This window comes from Aurantiacibacter gangjinensis, assembly GCF_001886695.1.
In the GTDB taxonomy this organism is placed as follows: Bacteria; Pseudomonadota; Alphaproteobacteria; order Sphingomonadales; family Sphingomonadaceae; genus Alteraurantiacibacter; species Alteraurantiacibacter gangjinensis.
Window position 1 is genome coordinate 1,357,755 of the sequence record NZ_CP018097.1, and the last position, 17,782, is coordinate 1,375,536.

The window sequence follows — 17,782 nt, forward strand, 5'->3', positions numbered from 1 at the left end:
ATGATACACCGGGCGCGGAAATTCAGCCGTGCCGCTCTGCGTAGGATGCCAGTTGGGGCGCGAAATACGCAGCGCCGCGCCGCCGCGCTTCCTCGGCGGGAATCGTTGAAACCGCGTGCGCCATGCGCTGCAGGTTGTCGCCTGTCAGCTCGCCCAGCGCGCAGACATGCACGCCGATGGTGAAGAGAATAGCGCCCGTCGCCGGCAGGCGGCGCAGCGTCTGGCGCTCGCAGCGGATGAAGAGCGTGTCGCCCGCATTTTCGGGTGTGACATGCGCAAAGGCGAGGTCCGGTGGCTCGGCCTCGATCCAACGAAAGGCCGGCGTAGGCGCGACGAACCAGTTGCAGCGCCCGAAGATGCGGCCCGGTTTCAGCTTCGCCATGAAGTGGTCGACGCCGCTCGCGAGCTGTTGCTCGTATCCATGGATCGGTGCATGCAAAGCGGTGAGCGGCAGTCCGATCTTGTCCCCCGGATGCCAGTCCGTGGGAAATGCCACGGCGGCGCCGATAAGGCGGTAGACATCCTGCCCCGCCGATGGAGCGAGCAGGCACATGTCCTCCCACGCCGAGCGCGCAGCGCCTTCCAGCCCGCCGGCCACGCCCATCATGGTGGCGAGTTCATCGCCAGCCGGTCGTGTCGCATCGGTCATCTGTACGCTGTCTGGGTGCGCATCGAACGCCGCTGCCCGCATGGCGAGGTCGGCATCGGCCTGCAGCCATTCTTCTTCGGGGAGTGCGTAGAGGCCCATCTTCAGCGCACCGCCCGTGCGTGCGCGCGGCAGCAATGCATTGACGCTGAAGCCCAGCCGCGCGCTCAACGCGCCGGCTCTCCGGTCACACGGCGGGCGAAGGCGACCGTGTCGGCCAGTACGGGCGCACGGCCGCGCAAGGTGCGGGCCAGCGCGACGACGATGTCGATGTGGTCGACGCCTTCATAAGCCCGCATTTCAGCAGCCACGCCTGCATCATCGAGTGCCGCGGCGAGCGCACGCGAATTGCGCGGCTTGACCGTCGTGTCGAGATCGCCCGTCAGCAGGAGCGCAGGCGGATCGCCTCCATCGGCCCAGCTCACGGGCTGCGTTTCCGGAAGATCCGGCCACTCGCCGAATGCGGCACGGGTGGAATCGGTGTCGAGCGGCAGGAAATCGTACGGACCTGCAAGGCCAACCAGCCCGCGAATAGCTCTGCGGTCTTCGCCGAGCCAGCGCTCGTCCAGCGCCATCATCGCGGCGTTGTAGGCGCCTGCCGAGTGGCCCACCACCACGATGCGGTCAGGGTCGCCGCCATGTTCTGCAATGTTCCGGCGCACCCAGCGAATGGCGGCTGCGGCATCCTCGAGGAAGGCGGGATAGCGCACTTCTGGCACGAGCCTGTAGTCTGGCACAACGGTGACGAAGCCTTCCGCAGCCAGCGCCCGCCCTGCGAAATCATAGCCGCTGCGCGTGCCGCTGTTCCAGCTGCCGCCGTAGAAGAACACGATGACCGGCGCGCCGGAGAGATCGCCATCTGTCTCCGGCGCGTAGATGTCGAGCTGCTGGCGCGGATGATCGCCATAGCCGATGTCTGAAGCCACTTTGGCACTGCCGCCATCCTTGGGCACCAGCGTGTTGAACGTATGGAGCGGAGAGATCCAGTAGGAGATGCCGAGCGCGAGGGTGGCAACGCCGACGGTAGCGAGGACGTATTTCATCGCTGGAAGCTTTAGGCATGCCCCCACGCATGGCAACCGGTCATGGCGTCAGGGCAAACAAAAAGGGCCGGAGCATTGCTGCTCCGGCCCGATTTGTTTTGCCATCGCGGCAGTCGCTTACATGCCCGCATTGGGGCCGTAGGTGACTTCCACGCGGCGGTTCTGCAGTTCGCGTACACCGTCGGCAGTCGGGACGCGCAGGTCCGTTTCGCCGAAGGCTTCGCTGGAAATGCGGCCACCCGGAATACCGCGAGCGGTCAGGTAGTCATACACCGATTCGTTACGGCGCATGGCGAGGCCTTCATTGTAGGCCATCGTACCCGAGGTATCGGTGTGACCGGCCAGCATGATCGAAGCCGTGCCGCAATCGCCGTAAGCGGTGATCGCGCTGTTCAGCACCGAAGCAGCTTCCGGCGTGATGTCCGACTGATCCCAGTCGAAGAACACGATGTACGGACCGCTTTCACACACTGCTTCCGGCGGGGGAGGCGGGGGCGGAGGCGGCGGGGGCGGAGGAGGCGGCGGCGGGGGCGGCGGCGGCGGGGGCGGAGGAAGGATTACTTCATCACGACCCAGGCTGAAGCGCAGGCCCAGCACAGCCGAGTGCTGCGCGAAGTCGGTCTGCAGCGTCAGCGGCAGGTTCAGGACTTCGAAGTTCGGCTCGTCAAACATGCGACGATACTTGTACTCTGCGAAGAGCTCCACACCGTCGGAAAGGACGCCCGAAACACCGGCGATACCCTGATAGGCAAAGGTGGTGTCGCCGTCATTTACGAGGCGCACGCCGCTGGGCAGGTAGTCGAGGTCGACCACGAACACGCCGGCACCGACGCCGAGATACGGCTCGATAGCGCCGAGGTCGAAGTCGTACAGGGCGTTCAGGAACACGCCGTAGGTTTCGACATCGCCGCGTGCATCGGCGAACTGCTCACCCAGGGTGGTGTCCTGGCCGGGCAGGAACTGGAGCAGGTTGCGCGTGGCGAGAGCCGGTGCACCCAGTTCCAGGTTCTTGTGCTGTTCGATATCCATCGACTGGTAGCTGCCGTCCAGTTCAAGACGGAAACCGTTGTCGAAGGCGTAGCCGATCTGGCCACCCACGGTCCAACCGAGGTCCACATTGGTTTCGAAAGCGTAGGGCGTGCCGGCCGGAATATCCGGGAACTGCGCCGCGACGCGATCGATCTGTGCGGTAAATTCACCCTCATTGTCCGCATCTTCGTTCGTCACCACACCACCACTCAGGCCGATATAAGCCTGGGCACTGGCAGCGGTAGGAACGACGAGCGCGGCCATGGAAGCACTAAGCAATAGTTTCTTCATGTTCGTCCTCATTTCGACTGCGAGAGACACTCCCGCATTCCTTCCTCAAATGGAGCCAATACACTAATGTTCCATAAATCGAAACAGAAGCCTGAAACCTCTCGACGGTGTTGCCAAAAAAACACAGGCGCTCCAACGGTTTCCTGCATTGCGGCAGACGAGACGTTTCAGAAAGCCGATAGTCCGGTGATGGCGCGGCCCAATATCAACGCATGGACATCGTGCGTGCCCTCATATGTATTGACGGTTTCGAGGTTCACCATGTGGCGCATCACCTGATATTCCTCGGAAATTCCGTTGCCGCCGTGCATGTCGCGGGCAAGACGCGCTATGTTCAGCGCCTTGCCGACATTGTTGCGCTTCACGATGGAAATCATCTCGGGCGCGAAGGCACCTTCGTCCAGCACCCTGCCGACGCGTAGCGATGCCTGCAGCCCCAGCGCGATCTCGGTGACCATGTCGGCCAGTTTCAGCTGGAAGAGCTGCTTCGATGCCAGCGGCACGCCGAACTGCTTGCGATCGAGGCCATATTGCCGAGCGGCGTGGTAGCAGAATTCCGCCGCGCCCATGCTGCCCCAGCTAATGCCGTAACGCGCGCGATTGAGGCAGCCGAACGGGCCTTTCATGCCCGAGACTTTCGGCAGCAGCGCATCGGCGGGCAGCTTCACCTCGTCCATCTGGATCATGCCGGTGGTGCTGGCGCGCAGGGAGAGCTTGCCGCCGATTTTCGGTGCTTCGAGCCCCTTCATGCCTTTTTCCAGCACGAAACCGCGCACCTTGCCATCATGCGCTTCGGACTTCGCCCAGACGACGAAGACATCGGCGAAGGGCGAATTGGAAATCCACGTTTTCGCGCCCGACAGCGAATAGCCATCGCCATCCTTCTTCGCCACTGTGCGCATGCCGCCGGGATCGGAGCCTGCATCGGGTTCAGTCAGGCCGAAACAACCGATCAGCTCGCCGGAAGCAAGGCCGGGCAGGTATTTCGCGCGCTGCTCATCCGAGCCGTAGGCATTGATCGGATGCATGACGAGGCTCGACTGCACGCTGGCCATGGAGCGGTAGCCGCTATCGACCCGCTCGATCTCTCGCGCGACAAGGCCATAGGCGACATAGCTTGCGCCCGCGCCGCCGAATTCTTCGGGGATGGTCACGCCCAGCAGGCCGGCTTCGCCCATCTGCGGGAAAAGCTCGCGCGCATCGGCCTCGGTCGCGAAATCCTGGATGACGCGCGGCTGCAACGTGTCCTGCGCAAAGCCATGCGCGGCGTCGCGGATCATCCGCTCGTCTTCGCTCAGCTGCGCATCGATGTTGAATGGGTCAGCCCAGTCGAAGGGCATGATGTCGGCCATTGCGAAAAGTCTCCTTTGAAACCGCCCCTAGGTGAGGCGTTCAAAGGCGGCAAGCGGCTAACGAAAAGTTTGCCGCCTGGCTCGGCCAAAGGCGATCAATGCGCCCTTTCTTCCGCCTTGGTTATCATCGCGATCAGGTCGGAAGGCGGGCACGGCTTGGAAGCCGCCATCGCTTCCGGATAGCGTTCGCGCAGCTCCTTCGGCGTCGCATGGCCGGAATGGAAGATGATCGGCACGCCCGCATCGGTCAGTGCGTCGGCCAGCGGGAAAACCTCGCCATCGGCGGTCTGTACGTCGAGAATGGCAAAGTCGGGCAGTTCCTGATCGACCGAGATCAGCGCGTGATCGGTGTTGGCGTAAGGGCCTTCCACGCGAAAACCCATGTCACGCACGGTTTCGCTCAGGTCGAGGGCGACAATGAATTCATCCTCTACAACCAGCACCCGGGGCTGGTTGGATATTGCTTGGCTGGCCATCGGGTAACCCCCACTTGCTTGTCATTCGCTCGTAATAAACGAATACGCGCGCGGCGGGGGAGAGTTCCCGGTCAGGAAGTCCGACCGAATTTCGCTTCGTAGGCAGTGATGTCATCGGCCGAAAGCAGCCGGGCCTGTTCCACCCAGTTATCGCGGCGGATGCGGCCTTGGAAACGACCGAGCTTGGCATCGACGCGGTCAATATCGGCGTCGTCCCATTCGGCGATTTGCGAGAAGCTGTTGACGCCCTGCTCGCGCAGAATTGCAACCAGCTTGGGGCCGACGCCCTTAATGCGACCGAGATCGTCACCCGTGGCTGGCGATGCAGGTGGGGGCGGGGCGGGGACATCCTGCGTTGCCTTCATCGCCTCGCGCATGGGTACGCCGTCGCCGGTCTCGGCATCGGTGCCCAAGGGCGAGGCGGCGACTTGCGCGGTGTTGGCTGATGCCGAAAGCTCACCCGGCGCGGTGGCGGTGTCGGCGATCTTTTCCTGCTGGTGATCGTGCGTGAAAGCGGGATCGGCCCCTGCAGTGGGTGCGGAGGGGCGCTCGAGATCATCCTTGCGTGCAGCGGGCGGTGCATCGATCAATGCCTGGTTGCGACGTGCCGTGCCCGCATCATCCGTGGCCGTTTCGTCCGCTTCTACTTTCGTCCGGCGAGAGGCGACGAAGATCCAATACGCCACCACGATGCCGATCAGCAGCGCGGCGACCACCAGTATCCAGTTTTCCTGCAGCAATTGGTCCATTGTCATCCTCTCGAAGAGTCTATCGCGAGCGTCCCCAGACGGCCCAGCCGATGCCGATGCCGACCCCGTAGGCGAGCAGCATCACAACCAGCACTTCCATCCAGATCGGCATAGTTACCTTCGTTCAATGTCGCGCGGCGTCTTTCGTTCAAAAGATGCGGCAAGGCAAGGATGCGGGCCGGAATTAACGCGGCGCGGGCGTGTCGACGGGCGTGGGGACCAGCGGCTGGGTGGAGATGACCTCGAATTCGATACGGCGATTGGCGGGGTCGGACACATCGAGGCCCGCCACGGGACGTGCAGACCCCTCACCCAATGCACGGATGCCGTTTGCCGGGATACCGCGCCGGATGAGCGCATCGCGCACGGCTTCGGCACGCTCGGCGGACAAGGCGATATTGGTGGCTTCCGCACCCGAGGAATCGGTGTGACCGGTAATGCGGATCCGCGCCCCGAGGCAGGGCCTGAGCGCAGTAGCCACCTCGTCGATCAGCGGCCGGCTGGAAGGATCGATGCGCGATGAGCCTTCCTCGAAGCGGATCGTGCGGGCGCGCAGCAAGCCCTGCACATCCTCCTGGCAATGGAGCGGGCTGACATAGTCCTCCGCCATCATGTCGCCATCGGACCAGCGAATGCCGCCGACCCCCGGAATATCGGCGACGGCGCGGGCGATGCGCGCCCGCGTGCGTTCGTCCAGCGCTTCCGCCCCGCTCAGCACGGGGTGGCGGCTGGGCCAGCCATTGGGAGATACGAAGCGCGCGCGCACCTGCTCGCCGCCGCCTGCCTCGGCAATAACGGCGGGCGCCTGCGCCGCCAGCCGGTCCGCCAAGCCCGGCGCACTTGCCCCGCCGATAACATAGGCAAGCGCAAGGCAGGCCAGCAGGCCCATGGTCAGGGCGAATTGCGGTTTGCGAAGCAGGGTCATCGCCGCCGCCTTAGCGGCATCGATCACCGCGCGTCGAGAGAATCCGCAAGTCCGGCAAGTTGCAGGAATTCCTCGCGCCAATAGCCATCCTGATCGCCCGCCAAGGCAACGGCATCGTCATAGTCGAAGCCGTTCAGCAGGCTGTCGCCGCGCATCAGCTGGCCATAGGCAGCGACAGAGGCGACAAAGGCCAGATCCCCGCGCGCCGTGCCGGCTTCGGCCAGCATGGCTGAGGGCAGCGGGCGCTGGATCAGGCGGGAATTCCCTTCGCCCGGCAATTTGTAGCGCAATTGCAGGAAGGCCATTTCCTCGGTGCGGTTCTGCGGCACGTCGGGCGGCGTTTCATAGCGGCGCGGCCGGATCCAGCCTTCGCCGCCCACAGGCACGATCTCGTAAAGGGCGGTGACCTGATGGCCTGCGCCTATTTCACCGGCATCGACCGCATCATTGTCGAAATCCTCTTCGCGCAGAGCGCGGTTCTCGTATCCGATCAGGCGATACTGGCTGACGAGCGCCGGATTGAACTCGACCTGTATCTTCACATCGTGGGCGATGGTGAACAGCGTCGATTCCATCTCTTCGGAGAGGACTTTGCGCGCTTCCATCGCGCTGTCGATATAGGCGTAATTGCCGTTCCCGTGATTGGCGATCTGCTCCATCATGGCTTCGTTGAGATTTCCCGTGCCAAAGCCCAGCGTCGTCAGCGTCACGCCGCTATCGCGCTGTTCCTCGATCAGGTCGACCAGCGCATTGCGATCCGACACGCCGACATTGAAATCGCCATCGGTCGCCAGGATCACACGATTGATGCCGCCTTCGATAAAGCTGCCACGCGCGACATTGTAGGCCAGCTGGATGCCAGCGCCGCCAGCGGTCGATCCGCCCGCGCGCAGCGTGTCGATGGCGATGCGGATATCGCATTCGTCATTGGTCGGCTCCAGCACGACGCCCGCTGCGCCTGCGTAAACCACGATGGATACCCGGTCGTCTTCGGACAGTTCGCTCGCCAGCATGCGCATCGCGGTCTGCACCAGCGGCAGCTTGTCGGGGCTGCGCATGCTGCCCGACACGTCCAGCAGGAAGACGAGGTTGGCCGCCGGGCGCTCGGCGGCATCGAGATCGTAACCGCGCAGGCCTACGCGGAGCAGGCGGGTGTCCGCGTTCCACGGTGTTACAGCCATATCGGTACTGACGGTAAAGGGCACGCTGCGATCGGTGGGTGCGGGGTAATCGTAGCGAAAATAGTTGATCATCTCTTCCGTGCGCACGGCATCGGCAGGCGGCATCTGCCCCATGCTGAGAAAACGGCGCGCATTAGCATAGGCGCCGGTGTCCACATCGACGGAGAAGGTGGAGACAGGCTCCTGCAAGGCCATGCGGACGGGCGAGATATCCTCGCCCAGATACTGCTCGTGGCTGGGCTGCACCGGCACATGGACGGCCGGGATGTGATGATAGCGGCCTGCTTGGGGAACGGGCGGCGACATCCGTTCGCCATCCTGCTCTGCCGGCGCGGGAGCGACGGGCGGAGGCGGCGCTGCCATGCTGGGCGCCGGGGGAGGCGGAGGGGGTGGAGGAGGTGCGAGGACCCTGTTTTCACTCGATATGGTGGTTACCGCCGAGGGGGAGGACTGCACACCCCCATTTATACGCGAGCCGGTCACCATTATTTCGCCGTTCTCAAAGTCGGCGTATTGCGGACCGGGAAATTCGCAGCCTTCGGGCAGTGGCGGTACGGGCGGCATCGTCACGCGTTGCGGAACGGCGTTCGCCAGCACGGGCGTGCTGGTCGAAATCGACGAGGTCGTGCAACTGGCCACCAGGGCCAGCGTGGCGAAGAAATTGGCTGTATTGCGCATGTCAGTCCCCCAAACTTCAGCAATGCGAAGGCTCGCCTTCCAGCCGTGAACGCTTTCTGAATGGCAATGAATAACAGCGATATGGCAGCGCCCGGCTCGCCTGTTGGCGATGCCGGGCGCGCCGAAAGTCAGCGTCGCTGCATACCTTCCGCCATGGCGACGAGCTGGAGGAATTCCTCGCGCCAATAGCCGCGCTGGCGACCTGCGAGCTCGGCCGCATCGTCATAATCGAAGTCGCGCAGCAGCGTATCGCCGCGCAGCAGCTGGCCATAGGCCGCGACCGAGGCAGCGAACGCCATATCGCCACGCGCCGGGCGTGCCTGCGCAAGCATGCGAGTCGAAACAGGCCGCTGGATCAGGCGCGAGCGGTCCTGCCCCGGCAGCTTGTAGCGCAGCTGGACGAAGGCCGCTTCATTGCCTGTTCCGCTCGCACGGGCTGGCGCATTGTTGGCGTCGTATCGGCGCGGTTGCAGCCAGCCTTGCTCGCCCGCCGGGACGACTTCATACAGCGCCGACACCTGGTGACCTGCTCCGATATCGCCTGCATCCACGCTATCGTTGGCGAAATCCTCCTCCCGCAGCGCGCGGTTCTCGTAACCGATCAAGCGATACTGGCTGATGTGGTCAGGATTGAATTCCACCTGGATTTTCACGTCCTGCGCGATGGTGAAGAGGGTGGACTGCATCTCGTCGGAGAGCACTTTGCGCGCTTCCATCGCGCTGTCGATATAAGCGTAATTGCCGTTACCGTGATCGGCGATCTGTTCCATCAGCGCTTCATTGTAATTGCCGGTGCCGAAGCCCAGCGTGGTGAGCGTGATACCGCTGTCGCGCTCGCGTTCCACCATGTCGACCAGCGCATCGCGGTCGGAAATGCCGACATTGAAATCGCCGTCGGTCGCCAGGATGACGCGGTTCACGCCGCCCTCTATGAAATGCTCGCGCGCCATGTCGTAGGCAAGCTGGATGCCTTCACCGCCCGCCGTGGAACCGCCAGCAGAAAGCGAGCGCAGCGCGCGGCGGATGGCCCGCTCGCTATTGGTCGGCTCCAGCACGACGCCCGCCGCGCCTGCATAGACGACGATGGAAACGCGGTCCCGCGCGCCCAGTTCGCCTGCAAGCTGACCCAGCGCGGTCTTCACCAGCGGCAGCTTGTCCGGATCGTCCATGCTGCCCGACACATCCATCAGGAAGACAAGGTTGGCAGGCGGACGCTCCGCGCGCGGCAGGTCGTATCCGCGAAGGCCAATGCGCAGCAGGCGCGTATCGGGATTCCACGGGGTGATTGCCATGTCGGTGGTGACGGAGAAGGGCTGGGAGCGGCTTTCGGGCGCGGGATAATCGTAACGGAAATAGTTGATCATTTCCTCGGTCCGCACTGCGGCCTGCGGTGGCAGAGTGCCTTCATTCAGCATCCGGCGAACATTGGCATAGGCACCGGTATCGACATCGACCGAAAAGGTGCTGACCGGCTCTGCGGCCACGAGGCGCACGGGCGAGACTTCCTCGCCATCGTAGCGTTCGCGATTTTCGAACTGGGGCAGCAGGGCAGGCTCATATGGCGCGATGCTGAGATCGGTCACTGCCTCTTCGGCCAGAACGTAATCGGCGCCTGCCTCCATATCCTCGCTGGCATATTCCACCGCTGCGCCCGACGTGCCTTCTTCACTGGCGCAAGCCGAGAGAGCGGCAAGCATCGTGGCCGCGCAAACGCTGCCCATCAGGCGGGTGGTATTCTTGGAGTATCGCATCTGTCATCTCCCCTTTTTCTGCCGGAAAGGCGTTCCGGCACAGGAGAAAAGACGCGCGATCAGGTGAACGGCAGATGAATTGTGGCGAAAATAAGGCACATTCTGCCTTCATTGCCTTATTTGGACGGAACTTGCCTCATTCTACGCCGAATGCGGCGCTGGCTTTTCAGGTTTCTTGCTGAAGAGAATGCGGTCTTCCGGCCCGAAGCCGCGAGTCCATACGACCCAGCCATAGACGGCCACAATCGTGGGTACGCCCAGCGCCAGTTCCAGCCATTCGGGCAGCCAGATGGCGACCTGCCCCACCAGCACCGCAGCGCCCGCCGCCCAGAAGAGCGCGCCGCGCAGATTGCCCACCGGCGCATTCAGCATGCGTTTGAGCACCAGCGCCTTGATGAGGCTCGACACGCCCAGCGCCAGCATCAGCGCCATCGCAGCGCCTGCCGCCTTGTACTGTTCGCTGAGCGCAAGATGTTCCGCCCACATCACGATGCCGATGGTGAGCCCCGCCTGCAGCGCGATGATGCCGACCGATATGGCAAGGTTCCGCTTGCGCGCGATATACACGAGCACGCTTTCCGACACGACGGCCATGGACGCGACCACTTCTGCCGCAAGCAGGAAGGCAAGCGCGCCCGTGCCGGCCACATATTCCGGGCCGATCAGGCCCATGAACGCCTCGCCCGGAATGCCCAGCGCCAGCGCGATCCCCAATTGCACGGCGATGATCCAGAAGCCCACTTGCCGCACGGCCTGCGCGATGGCGCCGTAATTCTTTTCCTTCAGGTTCTTCGTGATGACCGGGCCGAGGATCGGCTCGAAGCTGGTCTTCAGCTTTTGCGGCAGCGAGGCAATTTGCTGCGCCATGTAATAAAAGGCGACCGCCGCGGGCGAGGCGAAGAAGCCGAGGATGAAGATGTCGACACGCCGCGTGCTCCACTCGATTCCGTCGGCCCCCACCAGCGGTAGGGCGCGCCATGTCATCTTGGCCATATATACCGGGTGCGGGCGCCATGCCGTGGGCAGGCCATAGGTGCGGAAGAACGACCACGCCGCCGTCAGCAAGGCCGCATAGATCGAGGTGATGAAAGCCAGTGTCAGCCCATAATCGCGCGTCTGCGGGATAAGGTAGAAGACGCCCACCATGATGGAAATCGTCCACGGCTCCACGATGGCGCGGGCGCGCACGGTGGTGGCGATGTCGTAGCGATAGGCCTGGGCGGCCAGCAGGATTTCTGTGAGCGCGAAGCCGGGAATGGCGACGATCAGCAGCAGGTCCCACTCGCTGTTCATCCCGTTGGGGAACATCGGGGCAGGGAACAGCCACAACAGGCCCGCCGCCACCAGCGACAGGATGAGCGCAGCCAGCAGCCCGTCGAACACCAGATTGACCTTTGGCCCTTCGCCTTCGGTCAGCCGCTGCGCCAGACCGCGCTTTTCGCCCAGCGAGCAGAGCAGTGCGATCAGCTCCACCACGATCAGCGCGGACGCATAGCGGCCCACCGCGTCGAGGCCGTAGAGCCGCCCGGCAATAAACAGGAACGGCATGCGCGCGACCAGCCGCAAGACGAAACCGAAGACATTGGTCCGACCGCCCTTGGCGATGGCGGCCATATCTGCGTCGGGCGCGTCCCCTTCGGCTTCGCCCGCTTTGGTCAAGCGGCGTGACCCTCTGCCTTGAGCGGGCGGGCGAGCAGACCCTGCACGACATCGCGCGCGCTTTCACCGCCGAGCAGCGCGTTGACGGCATCGGTAATCGGCACGGAAACGCCATGCTCGTCGGCGATGGTTTTCAGGACCGGTGCGGTGTGCGCGCCTTCTGCGACTGTGCGCTTATCGGCCAGCGCTTCTGCGGCGCTCATGCCTTCGCCCAGCGCCTTGCCGAGCGAGAAATTGCGACTGGAGGTCGAGGAGCATGTAAGCACTAGGTCGCCTAACCCGCATAGCCCGTTCAGCGTTTCGGCCTTGCCGCCCAGCGCCACACCGAAGCGCAGCATCTCGGCAAAGCCGCGCGTGATAAGTGCGTTGCGCGCATTCTGGCCGAGGCCGAGCCCATCCACCACGCCGCAGGCGATGGCGAGCACGTTCTTCACCGCGCCGCCGATCTCCGCGCCTGCCTCATCGTCCGAGTAATAGGGCCGGAAAGCGGGCCGGGCGATGGCGGGCGACAGCCGCTGCCATTGCGCTTCACCGCCACCGCAAGCGAGCGTGACGGCAGCGGGCAGGCCGTCCGCGACTTCATGCGCAAAGGTCGGGCCGGAAAGCACGGCGATCTCGGCACCGGGCGCGGCTTCATGCGCGACCTGATGCATCATGCGGCCCGTGCTCGCCTCGATTCCCTTCGAGCAGAGCACGAGGTCGTGCGGCAGGCTCTCCATCTGGCCGAGCACACTGCCCATATGCTGGGCGGGCGTCACCATCAGCAAAGCCTTGCAGGCCTGCATATCCGACAGGCTCTGCGTCGCTTGGATAGAAGTGTGCAGCTTGGCGGACGGCAAATAGAGATCGTTGCGATGCTGTGTGTTGATCGTCTCCGCCAGCCCGTCTTCCAGCGCCCAGAGCAGCACATCGCGCCCGTCGCTCGCCAGCATTTGCGCCAGCGCCGTGCCCCATGCGCCCGCTCCGACGACGCCGATTTTCGCCTCACTCATGCTTTCACTCCTGCGCCTCTGGCGGGCGCCGCATCGGGATCGAGCGGCCAGCGCGGCCGCGCTTTCAGATCGAGCGGATCGGCGGGGAAGCCGGCCTGCATGCGCTCGATGCCCGCCCACGCGATCATCGCGGCATTATCCGTGCACAGCGGCAAAGGCGGCGCGGTGAAGGCGAGATCTTGGTCGCTTGCCAGTCCTTCCAACCCCGCGCGAATGGTGCGGTTGGCAGCGACGCCGCCTGCTACCACCAGCGCAGTGACAGGGGGCATATTTGCCAGCGCGATTTGTGTGCGGTCGAGAATGCAGTCCAACGCGGCTCGTTGGAAACTGGCAGCGATGTCGGCATCCCTGTGAGTGTCGGCCTCCTTCGCTCGCAACACGGCGCTTTTCAGTCCGGCAAAGGAGAAATGCGGCTCCCCGCTGCCGACGAGCGGGCGGGGCAGGGGCACGGCGTCCGGATCGCCTTCTTTCGCAAGCCGCTCCACCGCAGGGCCGCCGGGATAGCCTAGGCCGAGAATCTTGGCGGTCTTGTCGAACGCCTCGCCCAGCGCATCGTCGATCGTGGTGGCGAGGCGCTGGTATCTGCCCGGCCCTTCCACGCGCAGGATCTGGCAATGCCCGCCGCTCACCAGCAGCAGCGCGTAGGGAAATTGCAGCGAAGCATCCGCTAGCCGAGGGCTGAGCGCGTGGCCTTCCAAGTGGTTGATCGCCATCAGCGGCGTGTCGCTCGCCATGGCCAGCGCCTTGGCGGTGACGAGGCCGACCATCACGCCGCCGATCAGGCCCGGTCCGGCCGTCGCGGCAATGGCATCGCAATCCTTCAGCGTAGCCTTGCCCTCTGCCAGCACCCGCTCGATGAGCGGGGCGAGCCGCTCAGCATGGGCGCGGGCGGCGATTTCGGGGACCACGCCGCCATAGGGAGCATGTTCTGCTTCCTGGCTGGCGATGGCTTGGGACACGATCACCCGGTCGCCCGTTACCAGCGCGGCGGCGGTTTCGTCGCAGCTGCTTTCTATGCCCAGAACCAGTGTCATGCCGCTTCCCATTAGACGATGCCGTGTCTAGGGCAAGCGCACGCATGTCGAACGGCCCTCTCCTGAAGCTCGGAACCCGCCGCTCCCCGCTCGCCCTCGCGCAGGCGGAAGAAGCGCGCGCAAGGCTGTGCAAGGCGCACGGGTGGGACAGCAACGCGGTCGAGCTGGTGCCGGTGGTGGCGAGCGGCGACAAGGTGCAGGATCGCCCGCTTGCAGAGATCGGCGGCAAGGCGCTGTGGACCAAGGAGCTGGACCGGTGGCTGGGCGAGGGTCGCATTCATGCCAGCGTCCATTCGCTGAAGGATGTGGAGACGATCCGGCCCGAAGCGCTGACGCTGGCCGCCATCCTGCCGCGCGCAGACAAGCGGGATCGCCTGATTGGCGCGGCCAGCCTAGCGGACCTGCCCGAAGGCGCGGTGATCGGCACCAGCGCCCCGCGCCGCGCGGCGCAGGCGCTGCATCGCCGGCCCGATTGCAAGGTGGTGACTTTCCGCGGCAATGTCGCGACGCGGCTCGCCAAGCTGGAAGCGGGCGAAGCGGATGCGACTTTCCTCGCCGCTGCGGGGCTGGAACGGCTGGGGCAGGATAGCGTCGGCATTGCGCTCGATCCGCAAGACTGGCTTCCCGCCCCGGCGCAGGGCGCGATCGCCGTGGAATGCCGCACCGATGATGCTGCCACGCGCGAACTGCTTTCGGTCCTCGATCATCCGCCGAGCCGCGGCGAAGTGATGGCTGAACGGGCGCTGCTGGCCGCGCTGGGCGGCAATTGCCATTCCCCTATCGCGGTACTGTGCGACTATTCGCACGGGCTGCTTGCCATGCGCGCAGCGATTTTCAGCCCCGACGGTAAGGAGCGGGTGGAGGCAGACGGCAATTTCCCGGTCGACGAACTGGAAGGCGCCGCCGTGCTAGCGAGAAAGCTGCTGGCCGATGCGCCTGACGCGGTGCGCGCCGTGTTCGACGGGCCGGCATGATCTTCGTCATCCGCCCCGAACCCGGCCTGCAATCGACGCTGCAATCCGCGCGCGACATGGGCCTGCCCGCTGTCGGCCTGCCGCTATTCGAAGTCTTCCCGCTGCCCTGGAGCGTGCCAGACCGCGGCGATTACGACGCGCTGCTGGTCGGGAGCGCCAACGCCATCCGCTATGGCGGGCCGCAGCTGGAGAAGCTGGCCTCCCTTCCGGTTCACGCCGTGGGTGAAGCGACGGCGCAAGCGGCGCGAGACGCTGGCTTCACCGTCACGCAGACGGGCGAGGGAGGCTTGCAGGCGGTGCTCGACGCCAACGACAGCCCGACGCGCTTCCTGCGTCTTGCCGGCAAAGAGCGCGTTCCGCTGACACTGCCCGAAGGTTCAAGCATGGACACGCGCGAGCTTTACGAAGTGCGCGCCCTGCCGATCACCGGCAGCGCGCAGGTGGGGCTGCGCGCAGCGTCGCCAATGGTCCTGCTCCATAGCGCGGCGGCCGCGCGGCATTTCGCGGCCGAGGTGGATCGCGTCGGCATCGACCGCGCGGCGATTGGCCTGGCCTGCATCGGGCCGCGTGTCGCTGCCGACGCAGGCGCGGGCTGGCGCGCCCTGCAAAGCGCCCTGCAGCCCAATGACACCGCGCTGTTGGAATTGGCGCGCGACATGTGTCATTAAGCTGGCTTACCTGATAGGTTTGGGCCAGCGAACAGGCAGGCTGAGCCCGCCACGGGTCGCCAAGGGATTGTATGAATACAAGTTACGATTATCGCCCACCCGAGATGCGCGCGCGCACGGTGGCGCTGCGCCCTGTTCTCCTGGGCGTGGCGCTGGCTTTCGTGCTGGGCATGTCGCTGACGCTTTATCTGACGCGCGGCGGTGGGGGGCTCGGCAATCTGTTCAGCGTTCGCAGCGATGAAGCCGCGTCCGGCGCCATGGCGGAGGACGACCGCGAAACGGACGCCATCGCCGCGCCGACACCCACGCCAAGCGCGTCGCAGTCCGCCGCTGTCGCGGAAGAAACCTTGCAAACCGTCCAGCGCGTCGAACAGGCGGTGGAGCAGGCGGGCGGCATCGATAGCCGCGTCGCCGCGATGGAACAACGCCTGACGCGCCTCGATATCCAGTCGCAGGCGGCAGCGGGCAATGCCGCGCGCGCCGAGGGTCTGCTGATTGCTTTCGCCAGCCGCCGCGCGATCGAACGCGGCGCGCCGCTTGGCTATCTCGCCGACCAGCTGCGCCTGCGCTTCGGCGATGCGCGGCCCAATGCGGTGCAGACCATCATCGATGCAGCACAGGATCCCGTCACGCTGGACCGCCTCGTGGCCCGGCTGGAAGGGCTGGCGCCGATGCTGGACGATGCCCCCTCGGGCGAGAGCGTGTTTACGCGTCTGGGCCGCGAGATGTCTTCGCTCTTCGTAGTGCGGCGCGAGGATACGCCGTCGCCGGTAGCGGAGCGGCGGCTGGAACGCGCGCGACTGTTCCTCGAAACCGGGCGGATCGAAGCGGCTGTGTCCGAAATCCGCCAATTGCCCAATGCCGGAGAAGCCGAGGAATGGATCCGCGATGCCGAGCGTTTCGCTGCCGCCCAGCGCGCGCTGGAAACGCTGGAAACCGCCGCCGTGCTCGATCCGCGCGGCTTGCGCGATGGCGGCGGCGGCCGGGTCGAACAGCTCAGCCCTGCGCAGGCAGGTGGCGACAGGGTGAATTAGGGTCTACTGGAGACCCAGCGAAGGCTGGGACCTTGTGAGAAGCCGCCAGAGGTCCCAGCCTGCGCTGGGACTCGAGCAATTTTCAGCCCTTCAGCAATTCGGGCAGGTCGCCGCTCATGCCGCGGGCTTCATCCATGAACCAGCGTTTGAGCGCGGGCGCACGCTGCACGCCGGCCATGCCGATGCGACGAATGGCGCTCGCCGCCTTGCCGGGAATGCCGAACAGGCGGGTGAGCCCGTCGGTGGCCAGCGCCACGCTGAACGCATCGAGCCCACGCCAGTTTTCATAGCGCGCCAGCAATTGCGCGTCGCCCGGCTCCAGCCCGATCTTCATCCCGTCGCTCAGCACTTCGACCAGCGCGCCCACATCGCGCAGGCCGAGATTGAGGCCCTGTCCGGCGATGGGGTGAATGCCATGCGCTGCATCGCCCACCAGCACGGTGCGCGGGGCGGTGATCTTGGCGGTGTGATGAAAGCCGAGCGGATAGGATGAGCGCGCCCCCTCGACCTCGACCGCGCCATAGATGCCGTGCATCGCTTTCTCGACCTCGGCCTGGAAAGCGCGGTCCGGCAGCATCAGCACGCCGACCGCATCATCCTCGGACACGGTCCAGACCAGCGCCGAGCGATGGCGGCCCTGCTCGTCATCCAGCAGCGGCAGCAGGGCGAACGGACCGGCGGGGTAGAAGATTTCCCACGCCACGCCGTCATGCGGTTTTTCATGGATCAGCCCGGCTATGATCGCGCGGTGGCTGTAATCCCATTTGGCAATCGAGATACCGGCATCGTCGCGCGTGGGCGATCCGCGCCCTTCCGCGCCGACCAGCAGGCTGGCTTCAAGCACCGTGCCGTCGGCCAACGTCGCGCTCACGCCATGCTCGCCGATTTCGCGAGAGGTCAGTTCGGCCTTGGGGTGCCAGTCGATCAGCGGCTCGTTCTTTGCGGCCTCGAACAAGGCGAGGCGCAGCTGCCGATTGGCGAACATGCGGCCCAGCGTGCCTTCATGCTCTTCGGGCGTGAAATCGATGCGGCCGGGGCGCATCGCATCGGTCACGGCGATGCTCTCGATACGGCAGCCGTGCTTTTCCAGCCCTTCGGCGAGGCCGATATTCTTGAACAGGTTCCAGCTGGCGGTGGAAACCGCCGTGGCGCGGCCATCGAAACCTTCCGCCAGAAGGTCTGCCGGATCGGCCCGGTCGACCACATGGCTCGAAATGCCCTTGCGCGCCGCCGCCAGCGCCAGTGTCATGCCGACGAGACCGCCGCCGAGGATCAGGAGTTCACGCTTGTTCGCCATAGC

16 protein-coding genes are annotated in these 17,782 nt (G+C 64.9%); 3 read left to right on the forward strand and 13 right to left on the reverse strand.

Annotated features, from left to right (window positions below; genetic code table 11):
• Positions 1-22: 22 nt before the first annotated feature.
• The 12 genes from BMF35_RS06575 to tsaD form a co-directional block, all read right to left on the reverse strand.
• Positions 23-817 carry a heme-dependent oxidative N-demethylase family protein gene (locus tag BMF35_RS06575; protein ID WP_236781487.1) on the reverse strand — a complete coding sequence of 265 codons (795 nt, stop codon included), beginning with the start codon at positions 815-817 and terminating at the stop codon, positions 23-25.
• Positions 814-1,689: an alpha/beta hydrolase gene (locus tag BMF35_RS06580; protein WP_047007401.1), complete on the reverse strand. Its 876-nt coding sequence runs from the start codon at positions 1,687-1,689 to the stop codon at positions 814-816. Before BMF35_RS06580 ends, BMF35_RS06575 begins: the two co-directional genes overlap by 4 nt.
• Before the next feature lie 117 nt (positions 1,690-1,806).
• On the reverse strand, positions 1,807-3,009 hold the full coding sequence (locus tag BMF35_RS06585) for an OmpA family protein (protein ID WP_047007402.1): 1,203 nt from the start codon (positions 3,007-3,009) through the stop codon (positions 1,807-1,809).
• A gap of 167 nt (positions 3,010-3,176) precedes the next feature.
• Positions 3,177-4,361 (reverse strand): acyl-CoA dehydrogenase, encoded by a 1,185-nt coding sequence (locus BMF35_RS06590; RefSeq protein ID WP_047007403.1) that lies wholly within the window; start codon positions 4,359-4,361, stop codon positions 3,177-3,179.
• 95 nt (positions 4,362-4,456) lie between these two features.
• Entirely contained in the window at positions 4,457-4,837 is a 381-nt protein-coding gene (locus BMF35_RS06595) for a response regulator (RefSeq protein ID WP_047007404.1), read from the reverse strand.
• A gap of 71 nt (positions 4,838-4,908) precedes the next feature.
• Entirely contained in the window at positions 4,909-5,586 is a 678-nt protein-coding gene (locus BMF35_RS06600; RefSeq protein WP_047007405.1) for a hypothetical protein, read from the reverse strand.
• 184 nt (positions 5,587-5,770) lie between these two features.
• Entirely contained in the window at positions 5,771-6,511 is a 741-nt protein-coding gene (locus BMF35_RS06605; protein WP_082115735.1) for an OmpA family protein, read from the reverse strand.
• A 23-nt stretch (positions 6,512-6,534) separates the two neighbouring features.
• Positions 6,535-8,370: a vWA domain-containing protein gene (locus tag BMF35_RS06610; RefSeq protein WP_071961184.1), complete on the reverse strand. Its 1,836-nt coding sequence runs from the start codon at positions 8,368-8,370 to the stop codon at positions 6,535-6,537.
• 128 nt (positions 8,371-8,498) lie between these two features.
• Positions 8,499-10,121, reverse strand: a complete 1,623-nt coding sequence (locus tag BMF35_RS06615) for a vWA domain-containing protein (RefSeq protein ID WP_156172171.1) — start codon at positions 10,119-10,121, stop codon at positions 8,499-8,501.
• Positions 10,122-10,262: 141 nt separating this feature from the next.
• Entirely contained in the window at positions 10,263-11,735 is a 1,473-nt protein-coding gene (locus tag BMF35_RS06620; protein WP_047007705.1) for a lipopolysaccharide biosynthesis protein, read from the reverse strand.
• A gap of 41 nt (positions 11,736-11,776) precedes the next feature.
• On the reverse strand, positions 11,777-12,772 hold the full coding sequence (locus tag BMF35_RS06625) for an NAD(P)H-dependent glycerol-3-phosphate dehydrogenase (protein WP_047007408.1): 996 nt from the start codon (positions 12,770-12,772) through the stop codon (positions 11,777-11,779).
• The gene (gene tsaD, locus BMF35_RS06630) at positions 12,769-13,806 is read right to left on the reverse strand and encodes a tRNA (adenosine(37)-N6)-threonylcarbamoyltransferase complex transferase subunit TsaD (RefSeq protein ID WP_047007706.1); all 1,038 of its coding nucleotides are present in this window, start codon (positions 13,804-13,806) and stop codon (positions 12,769-12,771) included. Before tsaD ends, BMF35_RS06625 begins: the two co-directional genes overlap by 4 nt.
• 44 nt (positions 13,807-13,850) lie before the next feature.
• Between tsaD and hemC the strand changes: the two genes are divergently transcribed.
• From hemC to BMF35_RS06645, 3 genes are all read left to right on the forward strand, one after another.
• Positions 13,851-14,780: a hydroxymethylbilane synthase gene (gene hemC, locus BMF35_RS06635; RefSeq protein WP_047007409.1), complete on the forward strand. Its 930-nt coding sequence runs from the start codon at positions 13,851-13,853 to the stop codon at positions 14,778-14,780.
• Complete coding sequence (locus BMF35_RS06640; protein WP_047007410.1) at positions 14,777-15,448, forward strand: uroporphyrinogen-III synthase; 672 nt, start codon at positions 14,777-14,779, stop codon at positions 15,446-15,448. Before hemC ends, BMF35_RS06640 begins: the two co-directional genes overlap by 4 nt.
• 71 nt (positions 15,449-15,519) lie before the next feature.
• Complete coding sequence (locus tag BMF35_RS06645) at positions 15,520-16,482, forward strand: hypothetical protein (protein ID WP_047007411.1); 963 nt, start codon at positions 15,520-15,522, stop codon at positions 16,480-16,482.
• A gap of 82 nt (positions 16,483-16,564) precedes the next feature.
• Here BMF35_RS06645 and BMF35_RS06650 read toward each other — a convergent pair whose 3' ends face one another.
• The gene (locus BMF35_RS06650) at positions 16,565-17,779 is read right to left on the reverse strand and encodes an FAD-dependent monooxygenase (protein ID WP_156172172.1); all 1,215 of its coding nucleotides are present in this window, start codon (positions 17,777-17,779) and stop codon (positions 16,565-16,567) included.
• Between the last annotated feature and the right edge of the window lie 3 nt (positions 17,780-17,782).

Excerpts from the sequence above, each read along its gene's own strand:
- BMF35_RS06590 (WP_047007403.1), bottom strand. The coding sequence starts at position 4,361 with ATGGCCGACATCATGCCCTTCGACTGGGCTGACCCATTCAACATCGAT.
- BMF35_RS06605 (WP_082115735.1), bottom strand. The coding sequence starts at position 6,511 with ATGACCCTGCTTCGCAAACCGCAATTCGCCCTGACCATGGGCCTGCTG.
- tsaD (WP_047007706.1), bottom strand. The coding sequence starts at position 13,806 with ATGACACTGGTTCTGGGCATAGAAAGCAGCTGCGACGAAACCGCCGCC.
- BMF35_RS06595 (WP_047007404.1), bottom strand. The coding sequence starts at position 4,837 with ATGGCCAGCCAAGCAATATCCAACCAGCCCCGGGTGCTGGTTGTAGAG.
- BMF35_RS06615 (WP_156172171.1), bottom strand. The coding sequence starts at position 10,121 with ATGCGATACTCCAAGAATACCACCCGCCTGATGGGCAGCGTTTGCGCG.
- BMF35_RS06625 (WP_047007408.1), bottom strand. The coding sequence starts at position 12,772 with ATGAGTGAGGCGAAAATCGGCGTCGTCGGAGCGGGCGCATGGGGCACG.
- BMF35_RS06645 (WP_047007411.1), top strand. The coding sequence starts at position 15,520 with ATGAATACAAGTTACGATTATCGCCCACCCGAGATGCGCGCGCGCACG.
- BMF35_RS06600 (WP_047007405.1), bottom strand. The coding sequence starts at position 5,586 with ATGGACCAATTGCTGCAGGAAAACTGGATACTGGTGGTCGCCGCGCTG.
- BMF35_RS06650 (WP_156172172.1), bottom strand. The coding sequence starts at position 17,779 with ATGGCGAACAAGCGTGAACTCCTGATCCTCGGCGGCGGTCTCGTCGGC.
- BMF35_RS06640 (WP_047007410.1), top strand. The coding sequence starts at position 14,777 with ATGATCTTCGTCATCCGCCCCGAACCCGGCCTGCAATCGACGCTGCAA.
- BMF35_RS06620 (WP_047007705.1), bottom strand. The coding sequence starts at position 11,735 with ATGGCCGCCATCGCCAAGGGCGGTCGGACCAATGTCTTCGGTTTCGTC.
- BMF35_RS06610 (WP_071961184.1), bottom strand. The coding sequence starts at position 8,370 with ATGCGCAATACAGCCAATTTCTTCGCCACGCTGGCCCTGGTGGCCAGT.
- BMF35_RS06585 (WP_047007402.1), bottom strand. The coding sequence starts at position 3,009 with ATGAAGAAACTATTGCTTAGTGCTTCCATGGCCGCGCTCGTCGTTCCT.
- BMF35_RS06580 (WP_047007401.1), bottom strand. The coding sequence starts at position 1,689 with ATGAAATACGTCCTCGCTACCGTCGGCGTTGCCACCCTCGCGCTCGGC.
- hemC (WP_047007409.1), top strand. The coding sequence starts at position 13,851 with ATGTCGAACGGCCCTCTCCTGAAGCTCGGAACCCGCCGCTCCCCGCTC.